The organism is Streptomyces sp. NPDC001663 (assembly GCF_042893105.1).
Taxonomy (GTDB): Bacteria; Actinomycetota; Actinomycetes; order Streptomycetales; family Streptomycetaceae; genus Streptomyces.
The window spans coordinates 136,871-157,918 of the sequence record NZ_JBIAUR010000017.1; the positions used below are offsets into that span (position 1 = coordinate 136,871).

Genomic DNA, 21,048 nt, shown 5'->3' on the forward strand with positions numbered 1-21,048 from the left:
TCAGGCCCTTTCGATCTGGACGAGGGTGTCGGAGAACGTGGGCGCGTTGCCCAGGTCGGCGAAGACGGTCGGGTTCAAAGAGGCCATCGTGGACAGCGACTTGGTGTGCATGCGCCAGCCGCCGTACGCCGACACGGCCACGCCCGCCAGGACGGACCTGTCCACCTTCGCCTTCACCACGAAGGAGCCGCGGTCGTTGAAGATCCGTACGTCGTCGCCGTTGGCGATGGAGCGTTCGGCGGCGTCGTCGGGGTGGATGAGGACGGTGGGCTCGCCCTGTACGCGTTGGTGGAACGGCAGGTTGGCGCTGCTGGAGTTGAGGTAGGCGTGCGGCTTCGGGGTGATCAGGCTGAGCGGGTGTCGTGCGGCCAGGGCGGGGTTCGCGCGGGCCGACTCGCGCGGCGCGATGTAGTGCGGCAACGGGTCGACCGGTGTGCCGGGTTGGTGGTCATTGGAGCCCTGCCGGAACAGCGGGACCACGAAGTTGCCGACGGTCTCCGCGATGGAGGACTTGAGCTCCACCTTGCCCGACGGTGTGGGGAAGTTGCCTGACGCGTACGGGGCGTACTGGTCCGCGGGCGGCACGCTCAGCCGCTGCCAGCCCTTCTCCTTCAGCGAGGCGAGGGTGACGCCCTGCATGGCGGGCGCCGACCAGTCGAACGCCTCGGCGATCATCTCCTCGTCGGTGCGGCGGAACACCGGCTCGGTGAAGCCCATGCGGGCCGCCAGCCGCCGGAACAGCTCGGTGTTGGGCACCGCCTCGCCGAGCGGTTCGATTGCGCGGTGGTTGTAGGTGACGTAGAGGTGCCCCCAGGAGAACATGATGTCGTCCTGTTCCAGCTGGGTGGTGGCGGGCAGCACGATGTCGGCGAACTGGGCGGTGTCGGTCATGAACTGCTCGCTGACCACGGTGAACAGGTCCTCGCGCCGCAGGCCTTCGATCAGCCTGTCCTGGTCCGGGCACACGACCACCGGGTTGGAGTTGTAGACCATCAGCGCCTTGATGGGCGGGTCCAGGTCGAGGCCGCCGGTCAGTGCCTGCCCGAGCAGGTATTGGTTGACGACCCGCTTGCCGGGTTCGAGCATCTCCGGGTGCATCATCGCGCCCCAGTTGACGGGGAACGCCCACAGCGGCAGCTGCAGGATCCCGCCGCCGGGCTTGCGCCAGGCACCGACCAGCGCGGGCAGACAGGCCAGCGCCCGCACGGTCTGGCCGCCGCCCGCATGCCGCTCGACCGCCACGCCGATCCGGATGACGGACGGCTGCGCGGCGGCGTACTCGCGGGCCAGCCGGCGGATGTCGTCGGCCGGAACGCCGGTCTCCTCCGCGGCCCACTCGGGCGTGTACTGCCGTACCCGCTCGGCCAACTCCTCGTATCCGACGGTGTAGTCGGCGACGTACTCGCCGTCGGTCAGCCCCTCCCCGATGATCACGTTCATCATCGCCAGCGCGAGGGCGCCGTCGGTGCCGGGCCGGATCGGGATGTGCCAGTCGGCCGCTCTGGCGGTGCGGGTCTTGACCGGGTCCACCACGACGACGGTCGCGCCGCGTTTGCGGGCCTCGGCGATGAACGGCCACAGATGCAGGTTCGTGCTCATCACGTTGCAGGCCCAGATGAGGATGAACTTCGAGTGGACCAGGCTCTCCGGGTCCACGCCCGCGCAGTCGCCGATCGTCATGGTGTACGCCGTGCACGAACCGGAGTCGCAGTACGTGCGCTCCGCGATGGTGGCGCCCAGCTTGGCGAAGAAGGGGTCGCCGACGTTGAGGCCGTTGAGGATCCCCTGCGTGCCGAGGTAGCTGCACGGCATGATCGCCTCGGGCCCGAACTCGGCCGCGATCCCCCGGAACCGGGCCGCGATCTCGTCGAGGGCCTGGTCCCAGCTGATCCGCTCGAAGCGGCCGCTGCCCTTCGGGCCCGTGCGCCGCATCGGGTACAGCACGCGGTCCGGGCTGTACACCCGGTCCAGGTAGTTGTCGACCTTCACGCACAAACCCCCGCGGGTGTACGGGTGTTCGCGGTCACCGGTCAGGTTCACGGCCCTGCCGTCGGTGACGGTGATCCTCATCGCACAGGTGTCGGGGCAGTCGTGCGGACACGCACCCCGCACCTGGGTCGTACCGGTCGCCGCTGTTGCGCTCATCTGCCTTCCCCTCGGATCGTGTCTGGCTCGATCGTCGGGGACGGCACTGCCGGCGGTTAGGCAGCAGGCGACAGGCTCTTGACGGAGGGTGACAGAAGCAGGGGCACTACGGCGACCAGGGCCTCAGGACGACATCGCAGCCCGCTCGGCCGCGCTGCGGAGAACACAGAATTCGTTGCCCTCAGGGTCCGCGAGGACGGCCCAGCCCGCGCCGTCGCTTTGGCGGCGATCGGTGACCAGCGTGGCACCGAGGCCGAGGAGCCTCTCGACCTCCTCCTCGCGCGAGGTCTCCGGGCGCAGGCACAGGTGGATCCTGTTCTTGACCGTCTTCGGTTCCGGCACCTGGTTGAAGTGCAGCAGCGGCCCCTCCGGCAGCATCACCTCGGTCTCCGGGGCACCCGGCTTGTCCTCCGGATGCAGTGGACAATCGAGCACCTCGCTCCAGAATCGGGCCAGTTCATAGGCATCCGCACAGTCGATCGCCACGTTCTGCACCACTGAGACCATGCATGTGAGCCTGCCCCAGGCACCGCTGGGTCTGCCACCGAATTGCGCCGCCACTGCACGGGGCTCAGCGGCCACCCGGCTCCGTTCGCAGCAGGGCGGCTCCGAGTGGGGTCAGGGTGTGCAGGACCGTGTTGGCGTGGCGGTGGCTGGTGATCAGGCCGGCGTCGCGCAGTACGGCGGTGTGATGGCTTGCCGTCGTAGGTGTCACGCCGGCCCGGCGGGCGGCCTCGGTGGTGGTGGAGCCGGTCGCGCTGGCTCGCAGGATGGCGGCGCGGGTGGGGCCGAGCAGCACGCTCAGCGGTGGGGAGTCGGCGTGCGGGGCTGTCGCCGGCAGGTGGTGGAGGGAGTAGAGAAGCACGGGCGGGAGCCCGGGGTCGGCCAGGGCGATGGGCGCGTGCCAGCAGAAGTGCGAGGGGATCAGGAGCAGCCCCCGCCCGTCCAGGTGGACGTCGCGGTGGTCCGGATACGGATCGATCTCCAGGACCGGTGGCCGCCAGCGGATCGTGGGGCCCAGTCCGGTGAGCATGCCATCCGTCCCGGCGTGGAACAGGGTGTGGGCGTGCCGGGCCCGCTCGGCGTGCAGACGCTCCTGGATGCTCTCCTCGTGAGGGGCGATCACGGCACCGTAGTAGGCGCGCAGGGCGCCCACGAGTTGTTCGCGCATGTCCCGCTCGGTGAGCCGGTGTGCCCAGGCCGGGGCGCCGACGGCCCGGGTGAGCGTGTCGACCTCCCGCACGACCCGCTCGTACGGTGTCGCCACAACGGCCTCCAGCCCGGCGTCCAGTCCTTGGGTGCCCTCCGGTGGCGTCAGGAAGTCGGGGAAGTAGCTGGCGCGCGGGAAGAGCGGCAACAGGAAGGTCTTCACCGTCCGTTCGAGCCCGGCCTCGCGCAACGAGTCACGCGCGGTACGGAACCAGGGCGCGTAGGCCCAGCGGCCTTCGCGGGTCTGGAGCCGGTGCAGACTGACCGCGATCTCCCAGAGCGCATGCGGCTCGGTCGCCACTGTGACCTTGGTGAGGTCCTCGGACGTGAAATGAAAGCGGAGCATCCGTTTCTCCGTGGTCCACCGTTGTCGACCTGCGAAGTGTCAGTGCACTCGCATGAGCATGACAGTGCCGTTGCCGGGCCGGAAACATGAATTCCCGCCAGCCGTGAGCCAGTTGGCACACCCTCCACGAGAAAGGGCACGGGATGTCCTCGTACGAGCAGGAGCACGACCGGAAGTCCAGCCGCACACCCCGCCGGGGCCGCAGGGCCCTCGTCGCGGCGTCGCTCACCTTCGCCACGGCCGCCCTGGGTCTGATCGCACCGAACGCCGCGAGTGCCTCGGCGCAGGCGGCGTGGGACTGCCCGAGCGGCAATCTGTGCATCTGGACCGGCGACAACGGCACGGGCAGCCGGTGCACGTGGAGCAACGCCGACAGCGACTGGTACAGCGGTTCCGTCCAGTGTTCGTGGGCCGACAACCAGGTCGTCGGGTCGGCCAAGAACAGCGGCACGTCGTCCTCGTACAACTACGTCATCCTCTACGAAGGTGCCAACTACGGCTATCCCGGCTACTGCATCGAGCAGCACGGTGGCACCTGGGCGAACCTCGACGTCAAGCTCCGTTCCCACCGCTGGCGGGCTTCCTGCAGCTGATCCGCGGATGACCGGATGAAGGGTCGGCGGGCCCCGGAGTGCCGGGACCCGCCGATGCGTGTTCGCCGGCGGGTGGACAGGAACTCTCACTGTGCGCCGACTGAACTCGAGTTGCTCAGGGTGCCCTGTTCGGCGTACCCGAGCTGGTTCTGGAGGTTGATCTGGTTACTGGTCCGGTAGTGGCTTGCAGTTGGGCGTAGCCGGAGTCGGTCGGGATGCCAGCGCACCGCTTTCTGACGTGCCCTTATAAAGGTTCGGCAAACAGCCCACCAGCCTGCGGCATCCTGCACGCCGAGAGACTCACATCCCACCACCGCGCCGTCACTCAGTGGCGGCACGGGTACTTTTCAGGGATCGTTCGGCATCCTCAGGCAGTCGTCCTCGAGATGCAACCGGGGTGAGCGAAGCGCATGATGAGGAGAGGGCACCCTCCTTGGAGGTGATGAGGATGCGACGTGCTTTCACCACCGCAGCGGCCCTGGCCCTTCCAATTGCCTTTGCAGGAGCGCCGGCTGTCGCGGCATCCCACGGCACTTCTGCAACCGCCGTCGTGGTCAGCGCCCAGACGGCACACAAGTTGAAGCATCCAACAACCCTCGTGGCCCAGGGGCCGGACGACATATGCAACTACACCAAGAGTCGCCCAAAGCTTCACCAGGGGTCCTCCGGGCGGGCCGTCCAGCAAGCCCAGTGCTACCTAAATCAGGCCATCGGTGCCGGCCTGGACGAGGACGGAGACTTTGGCCAGCTCACGGAGTCCGCAACAGAGGACTTCCAGCAATGTGCCGATATCGTCGTCGACGGGCTCATCGGAGCCCAGACTTGGTCCTTCCTATCCTTCTGGGCCAACGCTCCAGACGCACCTTTCTGTTGATTTACGTCAGGGCCATGTGGTCCTGAAACCCGACAGATTCCTGAAGCCAGGGCTGGCCTGATCGGGGCCACGGTTCTGCAGCCATCAAAGGCGAGTTGATCACTCCTGCCCAAGGTGGATTCATGATCCTCAGGAAGCTGGCCACTGGCTTCGGAGTAGCGGTTCTCTTCTGCGGCACGGCAACGCCTCAGGCTACCGCTAGCGCCAGCACCGGACAGCAAGTACCCGAACAATGCCGAGATCTCTTTTTCTTTGGCGGGCACGGCCTGGGCGAAGGGGGCTCGAACGACTGGGGAAGTACAGTCCAAAGCACCTACGAACAATACCTAAAAAGCATGAACGAAGCTGACCCTGATGTGTCAGTCGACGGCGAAGCCATCACATACCCAAGGACGGAGTTTCCCAAATTTGGGCCCTTGGAATACATGAAAGAGAGGCTCAAAAGGGAACGGCCGGAGGTAGTTGCCGGAGCTGCTGCACTAAGGAAGCAACTCACCAGCAGGATAAGCGCGTGCCACGGCACCGAAATGTATGTTCTCGTCGGATTCTCACAGGGCGCATGGGTAATTCATCAATACCTGAAGGATGCACCCAAGGATGTACTGGACAAGATCGCGGGAGTTGGGGTACTCGGCGATCCTCAGTTCGTCAATTCCGGCCTCATCCCGCAACTGCTTCCAAACTATTCAATCAAGCCCTACTTCCCGGATGGAATCAGACATGAAAGTTTGTGTCTTTCATACGATCTACAAGGGGCGGGGAGCGCCGTGAACGACCCAGTCTGCCGATTCTCCGTTACCGACTTCACCAGAGGGGAAGAATCAGACCTAAAGAACTGTGAACTGGCCTCCAAAGGATCCATCAACACAATATGGTGCCCCCATCTTCGCTATGTGCAGACAGGTGGAACCAAACGCATCGCCGATTTCCTTGTCAGCGTGAGCTGAGAATACAAGCATCGCGGGAGCAGGAGCAGGACGCATGGATGCGCCTGAAAGCGGCTCAGCAGTTCGCTCATCACAAAGGCCCGGGTCGTGCCTCGACGTGGCCCGGTGCAGCGCATGGGCGCCCGCGATCCAGGAGTCGACCTCCTCCCGCAGCAGCGCGGCAACATCGGCGATCGCCCGAACACCCGCCTCGGTTCCAAAACGCTCCGAGACCTCATACAAAACGCCGCAAAACACCGAGCGCCCGGACATCAAGCACGCCGACCTACCTCCACCACGTCCGCGAGGCCGGATCGAACTGAGCAACGGAGCACAGCAGTTGCCGTAGTCGCTCGAATACGGCAGGGCCTGCGGGAGCCGCAGCAGCGGTGGCCTCCAGCAGTCACCGCACAGACTGAGCAGTCAATGTCATATCGCGGACCGCGTCGGCCGATGAACCCGCTCAGCCTCGGCAAGTTCATGAACAACCGTGCTGCCCTTGACCGGTACAAGGCCCTCGTTGGCCTCAACGGGAGTGACACACTCTCTGACACCAAGTGCCCCGGGGGCCGACGGCTGGGCCCCGTGAGTCGGCTCTTGGGCTGTGGGGCTTGCTCCGTCCGGCAGTGGCCTGAGACCCCTCACACCGCTCCGTGCACGGCGACCTCCCCGGTCATCGAAGATCATCGGGCTTCGACAGCCCCTTCGGCCATACGGCGGCTCGCCTCGCCAAGGCCGTCGGCGAGGGCCCGCACCTGGTCGGGCGTGAGCGCGTCGAAGAGCAGTTCGCGCACCGTCTCCACATGGCCGGGCGCCGCCTGTTCGAGCAGGGCCATGCCTTCGTCGGTGAGTACGGCGTAGACCGCGCGCTCGTCGCTCGGGCAGGAACGGCGGCGCACCAGGCCGGACTTCTCCAGCTGCCCGATCTGATAGGTCAGCCCGCTCTTGGAGTTGACCAGGGCGCCGGCCAGCTCGGCCATCCGCATCTCCCGGCTCGGGGCGCCGCTCAGCCGGGCGAGGATCTCGTACTGCAGACCGGACAGGCCGACATCGCGCTTGAGTCGCTGCTCCAGTTGCCGGAACAGCAGCGCGTGCGCGGTGGTGAAGGCCGTCCAGGCGCGCTTCTCCTCATCGTTCAGCCATCGCGTGTGACCCACGCCACCACCTTCTCGGTTGTTCAAATTGGAACTCGCAGTCTACCGTCAGTGATGCGTTTCAAATTTGAATCACATTTGCGGAGCAGACATGACCCGAACAACGCAGGCAGTCCGTTTCGACCAGTACGGCGACCGTGGCGTGCTGTACGTCGCAGATGTCCCGACGCCCGAGCCGGGGCCGGGGCCGGGAGAAGTCGTCGTCGAGGTCCGTGCCGCCGGCATCAACCCCTTCGACGCGACGATCCGCTCCGGGGTGATCCGGCATCTGTTCCCCGTGGACTTCCCCTCCGGCCAGGGCAGCGACCTCGCCGGAGTCGTCGTGGCCGTCGGTGCCGAGGTCGGCCAACTCGGTGTCGGGGACGAGGTGTTGGGCTGGACACCGGCAGCGGGCGCGCACGCGACGCACCTTGCCGTCATGGCGGAGCGGCTGGTGGCCAAGCCGCCCCGGGTGAGCTGGGAGGCGGCGGGCTCCCTGCACATGGTCGGCGCCACGGCCTACGCGGCCGCCCGCGCCGTCGCCGCCCGGCCCGGGGAGACGGTCGCGGTGTCCGCCGCCGCGGGCGGGGTCGGCTCCTTCCTCGTGCAGCTGCTCACCCACCGGGGCGTACGCGTGCTCGGCATCGCCTCAACGGACAACGCCGAGTGGCTGGAGAAGCACGGCGTCATCCCGGTGCCGTACGGAGACGGCCTGCGCGAACGGCTCGAACAGGCGGCGGGAGCAGGCGGAATCGACGCGTTCATCGACCTCTACGGACCCGAGTACCTCGACCTCGCGGTCGCGCTCGGCATCAAGCCGGACCGCATCCAGACGACCGTCGCCATGGAACGCGCCGCGGAGATCGGCGCCAGGACCGACGGCCGCCACAGCGCGACCGCCCGCGAGATCCTGGTGGAGCTGGTCGACTTGGTCGCCTCGGGTGCCGTCGAGATCCCGATCGCTGCCACCTACCCGCTCGACCGCGTCGCCGACGCCTTCGCGGAACTGGAGCAGCGGCACACCCACGGCAAGATCGTCCTGCTGCCCTGACGTATCACCCGGCGTTGAAGCGATACGCCCCCACCCGGGCCCGGTAGACCTGGTAGGCCGCGCCGCCGGCGGTGTCGTCCCGCACGAAGGCGATACCCCGTGGCGCGGTGACCTTCGACGAGCTGCCGGAGATCCTGGAATACGAGCGTCCGCCGTACCAAGCGGCGATCGAGGAACTCCACAGACGCCATGACAGCGAATAGCCGACGCCGCCCGGACACCGCTGGCTTCACTCCCTGACCCCGATCGCCTCGACCGGACGGATCCGCAGCAGCAGCCGTGCCGGCACCATCGTGCCCGCGGTGGCCAGGGCCGCCAGGGCGCCCGCGATCGCCAGATAGCCGAGAGCGGGCACGGCGGGCCACGGTGCCCCGCCCAGCGCCAGGGCGACGAGGATCAGCGGGAACACGGCCAGCAGCGTGCCCAGCCCCACCCCGGCCAGTACGACGACGGCGCTCTCCCTGCGCATCATGGCGGTGACCTGGCCCCGCGCGGTGCCGGACAGTCGTAGCAGCGCGAACTCCCGGCGGCGGGCCGCGGTGGTCATCGCGAGGGAGTTGACGACGGTGATCGCGGTGTAGGCGATGATCACGCCGACGACGAGGTAGTTGACCCAGGCGTTCGCGCGTTGTTCCGCCAGCTGGTCGTCGACGGCCAGGCCGTCGCGGACCACCGTGCCCGGGTAGGCGGCGGCGACCTGGGACAGGGCCCGGGCAAGGCCGTGCGCCGAGGGGGCGGCGCGGACGAGGACCGACGCGTCGGCCTTCTGGGTGGTGTGGGCGAGCAGGAGATCGTGGTCCATAGTGACGTCGGCGAAGCCGCGGCTGTAGACGGCGATCACCTTGCCGCGGAACGGGGTGCCGTCGCCGAGGTGGAGCCGTGCGGTGTCGCCGACGCCGAGGCCGAGCCAGGAGGCCGCGGTGGTGCTGAGGGCCACGGTGCCGGGTGACAGCTCCTTCAAGTCGCCCTTGTCGGTGTGCAGATCGAGGGTGGCGCCGAGTGCGTCGGGGTCCACTCCCTGGGCGCCGAGCGAGACGGCCTCCTGGGCGCCCATCATCTCGCCCGCGGCGACGACCTTGGACTTCACCAGTCCGGTGGCCGACTCGACCTGCTTCAACTCCCCCACTTTCGCGGCCAGATCGGGGGACACGCCGTTCGGTGCGGTGAGCACATGGTCGGCGACGAGGCCCGAGCGCACCTGGGCGGAGGACTCCCGCAGGGCGGTGGTCTGGGTGAAGACGACGGTCGACGCGAAGGACACGGCGAGCACGAGCGGGGTGATCGCCCCGGCCAAACGGCCCACGTTTGCACGGGTGTTGGCCGCGGCGAGGTAGCCGGTGACGCCGGTGCGGTCGAGCAGCGGGGCGAGCAGGCGTACGGCCGCCCGGGCGAGCATCGGGCCGAGGACCGCGGTGGTGATCACCAGGAGGAGGACAAGGGAGTTGGCGAGGCCGACCAAGGTGAAGAAGTCGGCGTGCTGGGCGAGGCCGGTGACGAAGACTCCGGCCGCTAGCGCCAGCAGCACACCACCGGTGATCCTGCGTCCGCGGCTCAGTCCGGAAGGCTCCACGGCCGCCTCGCCGAGGGCCTCCGTCGGCCGGATCCGGGTCGCGCGCAGGGCCGCGGTCAGGACGGCGGCGAGCGCGGTCAGCACGGTCGCCAGGACCGCACCAAGGAACGGCAGCGGACTGAGGGCGAGTTGGAAGTCGGGCGGCACGATGCCGTGCCCGGCGAACCGGCCGCGCAGCCAGTACACCAGGACCAGTCCGAGCGGGCAGCCCAGCAGTCCGGCCACGAGTCCCGTGGCCGCTGCCTCCGCCGCCAGCATGCGCCGCACCTGGCCCGGCGTGGTGCCGATCGCACGCAGCAGGGCGATCTCCCGGCGGCGGTGCCGGACGGACAGCGAGGTGGTGGCGTAGAGGACGAAGACGGCGATGAGCAGGACGTTGCCGCCGACGGCGGCCGCCAGCACCACGAGGTTGGATCCGCTGACGACGACGTCGAGGAACTCCGCCCGGCCGCGCCCCTCTCCCGTCTGTACGGCGAGACGGTCGTCGTCGAGCGCGGAGCGGATGGCGTCGGCGAGCCGTCCGGGTGAGGTGTCCGGGGTGGCCAGGACGCCGAACGCGTAGGCGGTGGGGGCAAGTTGGCGCAGGCCCGCGTCGGACAGGAACAGCACGGAGTGGCGGGGTGCCCGGCCGTCCTTCAGGGCGACGAGGCCGGCGACGGTGTAGGTGCGGGGCGCGGAGGTGGTCATCAGCCGGAGTTCGTCGCCGGGGCGAGCTCCCGCGCGTCCGGCGAGTTCGGAGTCCAGGACCACCTCCCCGGCCGTGTGCGGCGCATGGCCCGTGGTCAGCCGGAAGTCGCCGAGTCCGAGGCCCGACCAGTTGTGGGCCTCGGGTGCGGTGCCGTGGCGGCCGGGTACGGGCTGTCCCTCGGCCGTTGCCAGGCGTACCGTCGCGCCGTCGTCCTCGATGACCGTGCGGACGCCGTCGATCTGCCGGATCCGGTCGGCCGTCGATGAGTTGAGAGGTGCGCGTTCGGGCAGCGGCTGGGTTTCCTTCAGAGTGGAGCCGTCCAGGTCCTTCAGGGTCAGTGTGACGTCCTGTCGGCCGGTGACGATCGCGTCGGCCGCCGCGTACCGCTCGGCCGAGGAGCCCGCCCGGATGCCCGACTCCAGGAGGATGCCGGAGGCGCAGAGCACGGCGGCGCCCAGCAGCAGGGCGACGAAGGTGCCGGCGAAGCCGCCTTTGCGGGCCTTGAGGGTCTGCAGGGCGAGGGTGAGCATCACACCGCCCTCCGCAGGCCGGACATGACCTCGGCGACCCGGTCCGCGCTCGGGCCGACCATGCCGTCGACCATGCGTCCGCCGCTGAGGAAGAGCACCTGGTCGGTGTGGGCGGCGGCCACCGGGTCATGGGTGACCATCACCACCGTCTGGTGCAGATCGGTCACGGCCTGGCGCAGCAGGACCAGGATGTCCCGGGCGGTCTCCGGGTCGAGAGCGCCGGTGGGCTCGTCGGCGAAGATCACCTCGGGCCGGGTGACCAGGGCGCGGGCGATCGCCACGCGCTGCTGCTGGCCGCCGGAGAGCTGTGCGGGGTAGCGGGTCAGCCGCCGGCCGAGGTCGACGGCGGTGACGATGTGGCGCAGCCAGGTCTCCTCGGGCTGCCGTCCGGCCAGTCGCAGCGGCAGCAGGATGTTCTGCTCGACGGTCAGGGACGGGAGGAGATTGAAGGCCTGGAAGACGAAACCGATCCGCGTGCGCCGCAGTTCCGTCAGCCGCTGTTCCCTGAGTTTCGAGAGGTCCTGGTCCCCGAGGCGCACCTCGCCCGCCGTGGGCCGGTCCAGGCCGGCCGCGCAGTGCAGGAAGGTGCTCTTGCCGGAGCCCGAGGGTCCCATCACCGCCGTGAAGGTGCCGGACTCGATGCCCGCGCTGACCTTGTCGAGGGCGAGGACGGCATCCGGCCCCTCCCCGTACTGCTTCGTCAGGTCCGTGAGTTGGACCGCGTACCGGCTTGCGAGCACCGTGACTCCTCGTGCGACCGTCCGTGAGTGATGCCTCAAGTGCACCGGCGAAACGGGGACTTGGCCTCGGCCACGCAGTCGAACCGGCGTCTCGGCCGGTCGGGCGAGGTGGTCCGGCGTCTCCTCCTTCCGGAGGAGGCTTCACGGAGGAGAGCGGACGGGCCGTTTCAACCCCAGGTGAGATCACGAGGGTTGGCGATCCGGCTAACGTGACGGCATGGACCGGATCGAGTCGCTGGCGGGACGCCACGTGCCCCGGGCCGTCACCGACACGGCCCTCGCCCTGGTGCTCACCGCCGGGTGCCTGGCGCTGCCCCTGGCGATGCCGCCCGACGGTCCCGAACTGCGCACGCCGGACGCTCTGTGGGTCGTACTCGTCCTGCTGACCACGCTTCCGCTGGCTCTGCACCGGCTGTTCCCGCTGCCCGCCCTGCTGGTGGTGTCGGCGGCCGCGGGCGCGCTCCAGGGGCTGCACTACTTTCCCGCGCTGTCCGGGCCCGACGGCACGTCCATCGGGCCGACCTACCTGGCCGTGGCCACGGCCCTCTTCCTGACCGCCACCCGCAGTACGCCGAGGACCGCGGCGCTGGTCGGGTCGGTGCTCATCCCGGCGGCGGCCGTGACCGAGGCGGTGCTCGCCCCGGCCGGGCACCGGATCGCCGCGCTGCTGACCGAGGCGGTGCTGCTGGTCGCCGCGTGGGCGCTGGGCCGGCTGACCCGGGCGCGCGCGGCCATCCGGGACCAGGCGCTGGAGCGGGCCGCGGCCCTGGAGCGGGAGCAGGCCGCCGACGCGCGGGCGGCGGTCATGGAGGAGCGGGCCCGGATCGCCCGCGAACTGCACGACATCGTCGCGCACAACGTCAGCCTGATGGTCGTGCAGACCATCGCCGCCGACCGGGTCCAGGACCGCGACGCGCACAAGGCCCACGAACTGCACGGCGCCATCGAGGAGACCGGACGGGCCACCGTCACCGAACTGCGCCGCCTGCTCGACGTACTGCGCACCGACGAGGAAGCGGAGGACGACCCCAGCAAGCAACCGCCGCAGCCCACCATCGAGGCCCTGCCCGCACTCGTGGACTCCGTGCGCGCGGCCGGGCTCCGGGTCGACTTCAGCACCAGCGGTACGCCCGCCGAACTGCCCGCCGGGTCACACCTGACCGTGTACCGGGTCGTACAGGAAGCCCTCACCAACACCCTCAAGCACGCCGGCCACACCCGGACCGCGCTGAGCCTCGCCTGGGAACCGGAGCGCGAGCGGCTCACCGTACGGCTGTGCGACGACGGACCGGCGGCCGAGGGCGAGCCGGTGCGGCCGCCGGTCGCGGCGCACGGCACCGGGCACGGCCTGGTCGGCATGCGCGAGCGGGTCGGCGCGGTCGGCGGCTCCCTGCACACCGGCACCCGGCCCGGCGGCGGCTACTGCGTGCACGCCGTCATCCCGCTCCCCACCTCCGAAACCCGGCACGAAGGGCACACCCCGTATGCAGGTCATCCGCGTCCTGCTGGTCGATGACCAGCCCATGATCCGGACGGGATTCCGGCTCATCCTCGAAGCAGAGCCGGACATCACCGTCGTGGGCGAGGCGGCGGACGGCGACGAGGCCGTCGAGCGCACCGAGGCCCTGTCCCCCGACGTCGTCCTGATGGACATCCGCATGCCGGGCATGGACGGCGTCGAGGCCACACGCCGCATCGTGCGGTCGGGCTCGCCCAGCAGGATCGTCATCCTGACGACCTTCGACCTCGACGCCCACGTGGTCGACGCCCTGCGCGCCGGAGCCAGCGGCTTCCTCGTCAAGGACGGCCCCGCCGACTCCCTGGTCGGCGCCATCCGCACCGTCGCCGACGGCGACGCCGTGCTCTCACCGCGCGTCACCCACCGGCTCCTCGACCGGTTCGCACACCTGGGCGCGCCCGCGGACGCACCCGTGCCGGCCCGGCTCGACGCTCTCACCGGCCGCGAACTCGACGTACTGCGCGCGCTCACCCGCGGCCTGTCGAACGCGGAGATCGCCCTCGAGCTCGGGGTGGGCGAGACCACGGTCAAGACACACATCGCCCACATCCTGGAGAAGTACGGCCTCCGTGATCGGGTCCAGGCCGTCATCCTGGCGTACGACAGCGGGCTGGTCGTCCCGCGCGGAGGTCGATGACCCGGCGGATCGGTGGTACGCGGTTCAGTCCCCGCGCTAACGCGAGCGTGCCGTCTCACTGAATGCCAGCAGGACAAGGGCCGGCACCTGGATGGCCACAACCACCGCGATCAGGGCCGGGATCGACACCCCGTACAGGGCGCCGGTCAGCGCCCCGCCCACCAGGCTCGCGCCGCCGACCACCCCCGCGAAGACGCCGTACGCCGTCGCTCGCCGGCCCGGTGGCACCAGGTCGGCGACCGTCGCCCGCAGTGTCGACTCCTGGATGCCCATGGCGGCGCCCCACACCAGGGAGCCGATCACGGCCACCGGCACCGTGTTCGTGAACGCCAGCATCGGGACGGCAGCGGTCAGCACCGGCAGGGCGACCAACACCCGCGGCCCGACACGGTCGTACAGCCAGCCCGTCGCCAGCGCGGCGAGGGCGTCGACGGCCATGGCGGCGGCGTACAGCACCGGCACCCAGGCCGCTGTCATCAGGTGACGTTCGACGAGGTGGTAGGAGAGCACACCGAAGGTGGTGAAGCCGGCCGTGGTGGCCGCGGTGAACGCGGCATACGTCCAAAACGCGCGCGGCAGCCGGCCCTCCGGCGCGGGTGCGTTCGCAGAAGGGGTCGTCTCCCGCTCATAGGCCTCCGGGTCGGGCACCCGCGCCCGCAGCCACACCAGCAGACCCAGCACCGCGACACCCGGGACGGCCAGCACCCCGAGTGCCGGCCCGTAGTCGCCGCCGGTGAGCGCGAGCATGCCGGCCACGACGAGCGGCCCGATCAGTGCGCCGACCTGGTCCATCGCCTCGTGCACGGCGAAACCGCGCCCGCGGCCGGTCGCGGCGGTGGCGTGCGACAGCAGGGTGTCCTTGGCGGGTGAGCGCACCGCCTTGCCGACCCGTTCGGCGATCACCAGCGCGCAGGCCGCCCAGAGCACACCGACCGTGCCCAGCAGGGGCACGGAGATCACCGTCAGCGCGTACCCGGCGATCGCCAGCCCCCAGAAGCGGCGGGTACGGTCCGCCAACGGGCCCGAGACCAGCCGCAGTCCGAGCGCCGCCGCCTCGCCCGCGCCCGTCACCACACCCACCACCAGCGCCGACGCACCCAGCGAGGCCAGCAGCGGTCCGGTGATCGAACGGGCGCCCTCATACACGAAGTCCGCAAGCAGACTGACCGTGCCGAACCACACCACGAACCGCCAGGGCCGCATACGGGTCGGCGGGGCCGGGTGGGAAGCCTGGGGCTTCGGCGCGGTCATGGCCGTACGTCTCCCCCTCGGTGACACCGTCGATTGTTGGCGTCAGTGTCGCCCATCATCCGCCGACACGTCTGCCGGCAGCGGCCACGGTCCTGACGACCGCCCCGCCCGTCCGAATGCGCCCGCCACCACGCCCCCGCTCCTCTGCCTCCCGCCCGACGCGGGTCCGGGACGAATGGTTGCCCGTAGCCTGTGACCAGGGTTCCGGGACAACATTTCGACCGGCCCCACCCTCGCCCTGCTGCAACGTCACCGCGAAGCAGAACTCCTCTGTGTAGTGACGCATCCGGGGAAGGGAAAACAGGCACTCACCAGTGCATGCGCCGGGAGGAAGGTCTCCCGTACCCTCAACTACCGCGGCAAGCGCCTGCTCACAGGCCCCCAACGTGGTGGGCGCGTGCTCCGGAGGACCAGCCGGGTCACGATCAAGCTCACGAGCGACGAGGCACTGGTGCTGTCGCACTGGCTGGAGAAGCTCCAGATGACTGATTGGTTGAACTCCTCAGCTGGCCACGTGGGGTTGAGGTTCGTAGGAGGCACCGTCGCGAAGCGGCGAAGAGGACATAACTGGTTTCGGCGGTAGCCGACGAACCGGGGCGGCGGTAGGGTCGTCCGGCCCCGGATTCGACTCCGGGTGGGCGTGGGACGTGAGGGGAAAAGGTGAGTCGGCTCAAGCGGATGTTCTGGGCGCTCGACGCTCACGTCGGCGGAGCCACGCGACCCACGGATGCCCGCATGCGGGCCACCCGGCACCCCGTGCCCTTCGGGGTCGCGGGCGCGGTGTTCGCCGGTGGCATGTGTGCGCTGACCCTCGGCCGGCTGGACTGGGGGGTCGTACTCGTCGCACTGGTGTCGGGAGTCCTGTTCGGTCTCCTCGTCGTCTTTGAGCGCAAACGGCTGGAACATTACGGTTTCCGGCCGGAGGCGGCTTCTCATGGTCGGGAGCACGACGACGATGCTCCAGGCATGCGCTGACCGGGCTCGGTTCTGAGGCCCAACCCTCCACCAGCTTCGCGGGATTGTCAGCGCCATCCGCTGCCGTCGTCACCAGGCGGCCCACTAGACAAGCACGACATCGGTCGCGCACGGACACACTCCGCGGCGCTTCGCCCAGCCCCTGCCGGACGCGGAGGGGCCGCTGTGAGTGACGACTGAGCATCCCGGGGCGGCTCCCGAAGTAGCCCGAAAGTGAGCCGTGGGCAAGGCGGTTGGGCTGAAGGGCCTGGCCGTGGAAGAGGATGCGCTGGCTCAAGGAGCCGTCGTTCCCGTCGATCGCGGACATCGCGGTGCCGTCAGTGCAGGCTTCCAACTCCTGCGGAAACGTGTCCTGCAGTCGTGCTGATGTCGCGACTCGTCGATCGGCTGTAAGGACTCCCACGCACCGCTGAGCGCAACAGTCGGATGTCGTACTCGGTCCAGCAATCGGAGATCTCGATGCCGACCTCACTGCCGCAGTGGGCGCACAACAAGTTCGGCCTGTTGAGTCCGTCCAGTCTGCAACACCCGTAAAGCCGAGCCGGGTCCATATGGGGCCGCAGCAGCACACCGTCCAGCGGGTTGATCACCCAGGTGGCAGTCGAACCAGCAGAAGCGTACGAATCCGGGTCAGCGGAAAAGGAACCCACCCGCACTGTCGACGGGCCGCACGTGTAGTGCCCTCCACCACTCACCGGCAGCAGGGGCTTCCACCGGTCACGTTCTGTTGTGAACCAAGACCGCAGCACTGAAGTTGTCCGGAGCCGGCCCGGACGATGGCACATGCCATCAAGGAGTCCTGGCCCAGGCACGGTGCGGACCGCTGAACCTACGTATTCGGCTACGTGGTTTCTCTGACGCCTCCGGGCAGTACCGCGTGGAAGGGTCACCCGAAACGGTGTCCAAGGAACGCGCCAGGTGACGAACAGTGCCGCTGACTTTTCCGTCTCACGCCGCCGCCGTGATGCCGCTGAAGATCCGCCGGCCCGACTGGTTCGACGGCGTCGCGCTGGTGGTCGGGTCCACCGCGCCGGACCTGCCCTACGCGGTGGGCGCGCCCTTGCCGACGTACGGGCACACCTGGGCCGGACTCGTCCTGTGGGGTGTGCCGTTGAGTGTCGTCGCCGCTGTGCTGATCCGGCGGTCGGCCCCGGTCGTCGCCGCGCATCTGCCGGGCTGGTGGCGTGAGTACGGGGTCCTGGGGCGGGTGCGCCATCGCTGGTACGTCACGGTGATCTCGGCGTGGCTCGGTGCGGTCACCCATCGGCTCTGGGACGACGTGACCCACGACGGTCTGGCCGGGACGTCGCTGGGCTTCGCCGTGTTGGGCAGGCCCATGGTGCCCGGCATACCGTGGTGGGTCGCCCTGCACATCGCCTCCACGGTGATCGGAATCGTCGGCTGGGTCTGGGCGACCGTCCACATCGGGCGTCGCGGTCTGCTCGGGCGCTGGCACGGCCCGCCTCCGCCGGTCGTGGCGCGGCCTGCGCTGTTCTGGGCATCGGTGGCCGGCATGACGGCACTGGGCGCCGTCGCCTCCGCGCTGCTTCCCGACGGACGTATCCCGGTGGTCTTCTTCGAGCGGTTGCTGTGCGGGTCCGCGGGCGCGTTGGTGCTGGCCGCGGCTGTCTTCCGGCCGCTGACGCGAAATACGTAGCCGGATACGTGGTTCCACTGAGGTTCCCTTCCTCCCGGCCGTCTACGTTCGAGACCTCGGACGGCGTGAACGGTTTTGAGGGGACTGAGTGACGAGCAACTCCCGTGGAATCCGGGGCAGTTGGGTGACCTTGTGGGTGGCGGGGAGTCTGCTGGCCGGGTGTTCGGCACAGGGGGCGGACAACGGGGCTTCCCGGGCGAGCGGTTCACCCGCGGTCAGTGCTTCGCCGGGCGTTTCGGCCGGTGCTTCGCCGAGTGCCGGGGCGACGCCGTCGGGCAACTCGTCCGCCGCCGCTTCCGTCTTCACACCCGATGCCTCCCTCGTCCCGCGGACCGCGAAGGACGGGCGTCGGCTGGCCGCGTCCGTCGTGCTCGCCCCGGACGACTGGGGGCGGGGTTACGTCGCCCGGACTCCGGCCGAGAGCGCCCCGGGCACCTGGGCCGTGCTGAACGAGGACTGCCGGTGGGAGCGGGAGAAGCTGCCTCGCGGGGTGCTGGCGAGCACGTCCCGCTACAGCCGGCTGCCGGCCGGCCAGGGCAAGGGCGCGGTCAAGGTGACGGCCGTGGCCACCGTGCACGCCTCCGCCCTCGGCGCCGACGAACAGCTGAGCACCACCCTCGAGGAGGTGCTGCGCTGCCCGGAACAGCGGCCCCGGTCCGAGGAACGGATCACGGGTCTGATGTCGCTCGGCACGCCCTTCGGCGCCCGTGAGCAGGAGTACGCCGACGACTCCGTACTGGAGGCCGGCACTTACGCGGAGAACGGCGGTTCCGCACAGCCGTACCGGTGGATGGTCGCCCGGCTGGGCACGGTCGTCGTGGCCGTCTCCGTGACGGCCGGCACCGGCTACACCGAACCGGAAATCAACCAAATGGGCAGCAAGGCCCTGGCTCAGATGCTGACGCGCATCGAGCAGCGGCTGAAGGAGAAGTGATGGAGCCGCTGCGTACTTCAGATCCCGCCAGGCTGGCGGGCTACCGGCTGCTCGGACGGCTGGGCGCCGGCGGCATGGGCGTGGTGTACCTGGCGCGCTCGGCGGGCGGAAGTCTGGTCGCGCTGAAGGTGATTCAGGCCGAGTACGCCGAGGACACCGATTTCCGGGAGCGGTTCCGGCGCGAGGCGGACACGGCCCGTCGGATGACCAGCCCGTGGGTGGCGTCGCTGGTGGACGCGGATCCCGAGGCGGCGCAGCCGTGGCTGGCGACCACGTTCGTCCCTGGTCCCTCGCTCGCCGAGGCACTCGCCGCGCACGGGCCGCTGCCGGTGTCGAGCCTGCGGGTGCTGGGGGCGCGGCTCGCCCAGGCGCTGGGTGAGCTGCACGCGGCCGGGCTTGTGCACCGGGACGTCAAGCCCGGCAATGTGCTGCTGGCGCTGGACGGACCACGGCTGATCGACTTCGGTGTGGCCCGGGATCCCGAGGACACGTCGCTCACCTCGACCGGTGTGGTGGTCGGCACGCCGGGGTTCCTGCCGCCGGAACAGGCGCGCGGGGCGGGGGATCCGGGGCCGGCCGGAGACGTCTTCTCCCTGGGCTGTGTGCTGGCCTTCGCGGCGACCGGCCGCCTGCCGTTCGGCACCGGGTCCATCGACGCACTGCTGTACCGGACGGTGCACGACGCGCCGGATCTGGAGGGTGTGCCGGCGGCGCTCGCCGAGGTGGTGAGCAGCTGTCTGGAGAAGGACCCGGAGCTGCGGCCCACGGCCGAGACGCTGTCCGAGGCCCTCACGGCCACCTCGCCCGCTTCGCCTTCCGACCCCCGGGAGGCCTTGAGGGTCGTACGTCCTCCAGAATCCGAGGACGAGTCGGCCCCCGACGAAGAGGCCTGGCTGCCCGAGTCGTTGGTCCTGCTGATCGCGGAGCGGTCGGCCGCCGGGCTCGCGCTGCCCTCCATCGACGACACCGAGGTCGACCCCGCGTCCGCCGGCACCGCTCCGACGGAGACGGATGCTTCACAGTCGGCGCCCCGTGCCGTCGGCAGACGCCGTTTCCTGCTCCTGAGCGGAGGCGCGGCGGTCGTCGCGGCCGGGGGCGGACTTGCCGCGTGGGCGGCGCTCGCCGGGGACGGCGAGAACGACAAGGCCGCCCCGAATTCCAGTTATCCCGTGCACACCCTCGGGCTGCACGCCGACCTGAGCGGCGATCAGAAGGCGGTCGGCCGGGCCCAGGAGCGGGGGCTGCGGCTCGCGGTCGACGAGTTCAACGCCCGTCCCGGCAGCCCCTTCGTGCTCGCCGTGAAGACGGTGGACGACGGCGGCGATCCGGCCCGGTCGGTCGCCGCGGCCAAGAAGCTCGTCGCCGACCGTTCCGTGCTGGCCGTGATCGGTCCCACCACGGACGCCACCGCGCTGGCCTCGCTGGCGACGTACGACGCGGCCTCGCTGCCCCTGATCGCGGTGTCGCCCGGCGGCACCGCGCTGGGGGTGATGGGCAGCCGGTCGTTCCTGCACGCCCGGGTGACGGACACGATTCTGCCGTTCTACCTCGACGCGTATCTGCGCGGCACGGCGAAGTCGCGCTCGGTCGGGATCGTCGACGACCGGGCGGCGGACGCCTACGCCTGGGAGATCAGCAGCACCCTCGCCAACATCCTGCGCAAGGCACGGCAGCCGGCCGTGCCGAAGGTGGTCAGCGCCCTGCGCACCGATTTCGGGCCGACGCTGGACGCGCTGCTCGACGGGGGCGCGGACTCGGTGGTGTTCGCCGGCTACCACAACCGGGCCGCGCTGCTGGCCCGGGAACTGAGCGGCCGTGACTTCCCGGGGGCCAGGACCGCCGCTCAGGGGGTGCTCGACGCCCGGTTCCTGTCCGCCGCCGGGGACGCGGCCGACGGCTGGGTGATCGTCGCCCCGGTCATGGACGCCACGGTGGCGCCCGAGGCGAAGACGTTCAGGGCCGCCTACCGCAAGCGTTTCGACGCGGAGCCGGAGCGGTACGCCGTCGAGACGTACGACGTGGCGCAGCTCGCCGTACGCACTCTGCGTTCGCTGACCGCCGGGCGTCGTACCCGGCAGAACCTGACGACGGCGCTGCGCTCGGCCACGTACAAGGGGATCTCCCGGAACCTGGCGTTCAACAAGACGACCGGGGCCCTGGTCGTCGACGGCAGCGGGGTCTACCTGTGGAAGGTGGACGGCGGCCGGTTCGCGTACCAGGGCGTGGCGCCCTTCCAGGTGTCGACCTGATGGGGCAATTCACCCCCGGCG

Annotated in this window: 17 protein-coding genes; 10 read left to right on the forward strand and 7 right to left on the reverse strand. The window is 69.8% G+C overall.

Going from position 1 to position 21,048, the window contains the following annotated elements; genetic code table 11:
• The 3 genes from ACFY1L_RS42335 to ACFY1L_RS42345 all read right to left on the reverse strand — a co-directional run bounded on the left by ACFY1L_RS42335 (position 1) and on the right by ACFY1L_RS42345 (position 3,700).
• The gene (locus ACFY1L_RS42335; RefSeq protein WP_388837429.1) at positions 1-2,145 is read right to left on the reverse strand and encodes a molybdopterin-dependent oxidoreductase; all 2,145 of its coding nucleotides are present in this window, start codon (positions 2,143-2,145) and stop codon (positions 1-3) included.
• 123 nt (positions 2,146-2,268) lie between these two features.
• Positions 2,269-2,652 (reverse strand): VOC family protein, encoded by a 384-nt coding sequence (locus ACFY1L_RS42340; protein ID WP_388837432.1) that lies wholly within the window; start codon positions 2,650-2,652, stop codon positions 2,269-2,271.
• A 64-nt stretch (positions 2,653-2,716) separates the two neighbouring features.
• The gene (locus ACFY1L_RS42345; RefSeq protein ID WP_388837435.1) at positions 2,717-3,700 is read right to left on the reverse strand and encodes an ArsR/SmtB family transcription factor; all 984 of its coding nucleotides are present in this window, start codon (positions 3,698-3,700) and stop codon (positions 2,717-2,719) included.
• A gap of 143 nt (positions 3,701-3,843) precedes the next feature.
• Between ACFY1L_RS42345 and ACFY1L_RS42350 the strand changes: the two genes are divergently transcribed.
• The 3 genes from ACFY1L_RS42350 (at position 3,844) to ACFY1L_RS42360 (ending at position 6,114) form a co-directional block, all read left to right on the forward strand.
• On the forward strand, positions 3,844-4,293 hold the full coding sequence (locus ACFY1L_RS42350) for a peptidase inhibitor family I36 protein (RefSeq protein ID WP_388837438.1): 450 nt from the start codon (positions 3,844-3,846) through the stop codon (positions 4,291-4,293).
• Between the two features lie 448 nt (positions 4,294-4,741).
• A complete protein-coding gene (locus tag ACFY1L_RS42355; protein WP_388837780.1) occupies positions 4,742-5,167 on the forward strand; it encodes a peptidoglycan-binding protein in 426 nt (141 codons plus the stop codon).
• Between the two features lie 122 nt (positions 5,168-5,289).
• Complete coding sequence (locus tag ACFY1L_RS42360) at positions 5,290-6,114, forward strand: cutinase family protein (protein WP_388837441.1); 825 nt, start codon at positions 5,290-5,292, stop codon at positions 6,112-6,114.
• A gap of 662 nt (positions 6,115-6,776) precedes the next feature.
• On the opposite strand, the gene ACFY1L_RS42365 is transcribed toward ACFY1L_RS42360, so the two are convergent.
• The gene (locus ACFY1L_RS42365; RefSeq protein WP_388837444.1) at positions 6,777-7,250 is read right to left on the reverse strand and encodes a MarR family winged helix-turn-helix transcriptional regulator; all 474 of its coding nucleotides are present in this window, start codon (positions 7,248-7,250) and stop codon (positions 6,777-6,779) included.
• Positions 7,251-7,338: 88 nt separating this feature from the next.
• Between ACFY1L_RS42365 and ACFY1L_RS42370 the strand changes: the two genes are divergently transcribed.
• Positions 7,339-8,277, forward strand: a complete 939-nt coding sequence (locus ACFY1L_RS42370) for an NADP-dependent oxidoreductase (protein WP_388837447.1) — start codon at positions 7,339-7,341, stop codon at positions 8,275-8,277.
• Positions 8,278-8,506: 229 nt separating this feature from the next.
• Here ACFY1L_RS42370 and ACFY1L_RS42375 read toward each other — a convergent pair whose 3' ends face one another.
• Positions 8,507-11,065, reverse strand: a complete 2,559-nt coding sequence (locus ACFY1L_RS42375) for an FtsX-like permease family protein (protein ID WP_388837450.1) — start codon at positions 11,063-11,065, stop codon at positions 8,507-8,509.
• Complete coding sequence (locus ACFY1L_RS42380; RefSeq protein ID WP_388837453.1) at positions 11,065-11,805, reverse strand: ABC transporter ATP-binding protein; 741 nt, start codon at positions 11,803-11,805, stop codon at positions 11,065-11,067. The genes ACFY1L_RS42375 and ACFY1L_RS42380 overlap by 1 nt, the downstream gene beginning before the upstream one ends.
• A gap of 217 nt (positions 11,806-12,022) precedes the next feature.
• On the opposite strand from ACFY1L_RS42380, the gene ACFY1L_RS42385 reads away from it, so the two are divergent.
• Positions 12,023-13,321 carry a sensor histidine kinase gene (locus ACFY1L_RS42385; protein WP_388837456.1) on the forward strand — a complete coding sequence of 433 codons (1,299 nt, stop codon included), beginning with the start codon at positions 12,023-12,025 and terminating at the stop codon, positions 13,319-13,321.
• On the forward strand, positions 13,290-13,961 hold the full coding sequence (locus tag ACFY1L_RS42390) for a response regulator (RefSeq protein ID WP_388837459.1): 672 nt from the start codon (positions 13,290-13,292) through the stop codon (positions 13,959-13,961). Before ACFY1L_RS42385 ends, ACFY1L_RS42390 begins: the two co-directional genes overlap by 32 nt.
• Before the next feature lie 36 nt (positions 13,962-13,997).
• Here ACFY1L_RS42390 and ACFY1L_RS42395 read toward each other — a convergent pair whose 3' ends face one another.
• Entirely contained in the window at positions 13,998-15,212 is a 1,215-nt protein-coding gene (locus ACFY1L_RS42395) for an MFS transporter (protein WP_388837462.1), read from the reverse strand.
• A 660-nt stretch (positions 15,213-15,872) separates the two neighbouring features.
• Here ACFY1L_RS42395 and ACFY1L_RS42400 point away from each other — a divergent pair.
• The 4 genes from ACFY1L_RS42400 to ACFY1L_RS42415 all read left to right on the forward strand — a co-directional run bounded on the left by ACFY1L_RS42400 (position 15,873) and on the right by ACFY1L_RS42415 (position 21,027).
• A complete protein-coding gene (locus ACFY1L_RS42400) occupies positions 15,873-16,187 on the forward strand; it encodes a hypothetical protein (protein WP_388837465.1) in 315 nt (104 codons plus the stop codon).
• A gap of 928 nt (positions 16,188-17,115) precedes the next feature.
• Positions 17,116-17,844, forward strand: a complete 729-nt coding sequence (locus ACFY1L_RS42405; RefSeq protein WP_388837468.1) for a DUF4184 family protein — start codon at positions 17,116-17,118, stop codon at positions 17,842-17,844.
• An 88-nt stretch (positions 17,845-17,932) separates the two neighbouring features.
• A complete protein-coding gene (locus tag ACFY1L_RS42410; RefSeq protein WP_388837471.1) occupies positions 17,933-18,778 on the forward strand; it encodes a hypothetical protein in 846 nt (281 codons plus the stop codon).
• A complete protein-coding gene (locus tag ACFY1L_RS42415) occupies positions 18,778-21,027 on the forward strand; it encodes a bifunctional serine/threonine-protein kinase/ABC transporter substrate-binding protein (RefSeq protein WP_388837474.1) in 2,250 nt (749 codons plus the stop codon). The genes ACFY1L_RS42410 and ACFY1L_RS42415 overlap by 1 nt, the downstream gene beginning before the upstream one ends.
• The last annotated feature ends 21 nt before the right edge of the window (positions 21,028-21,048 follow it).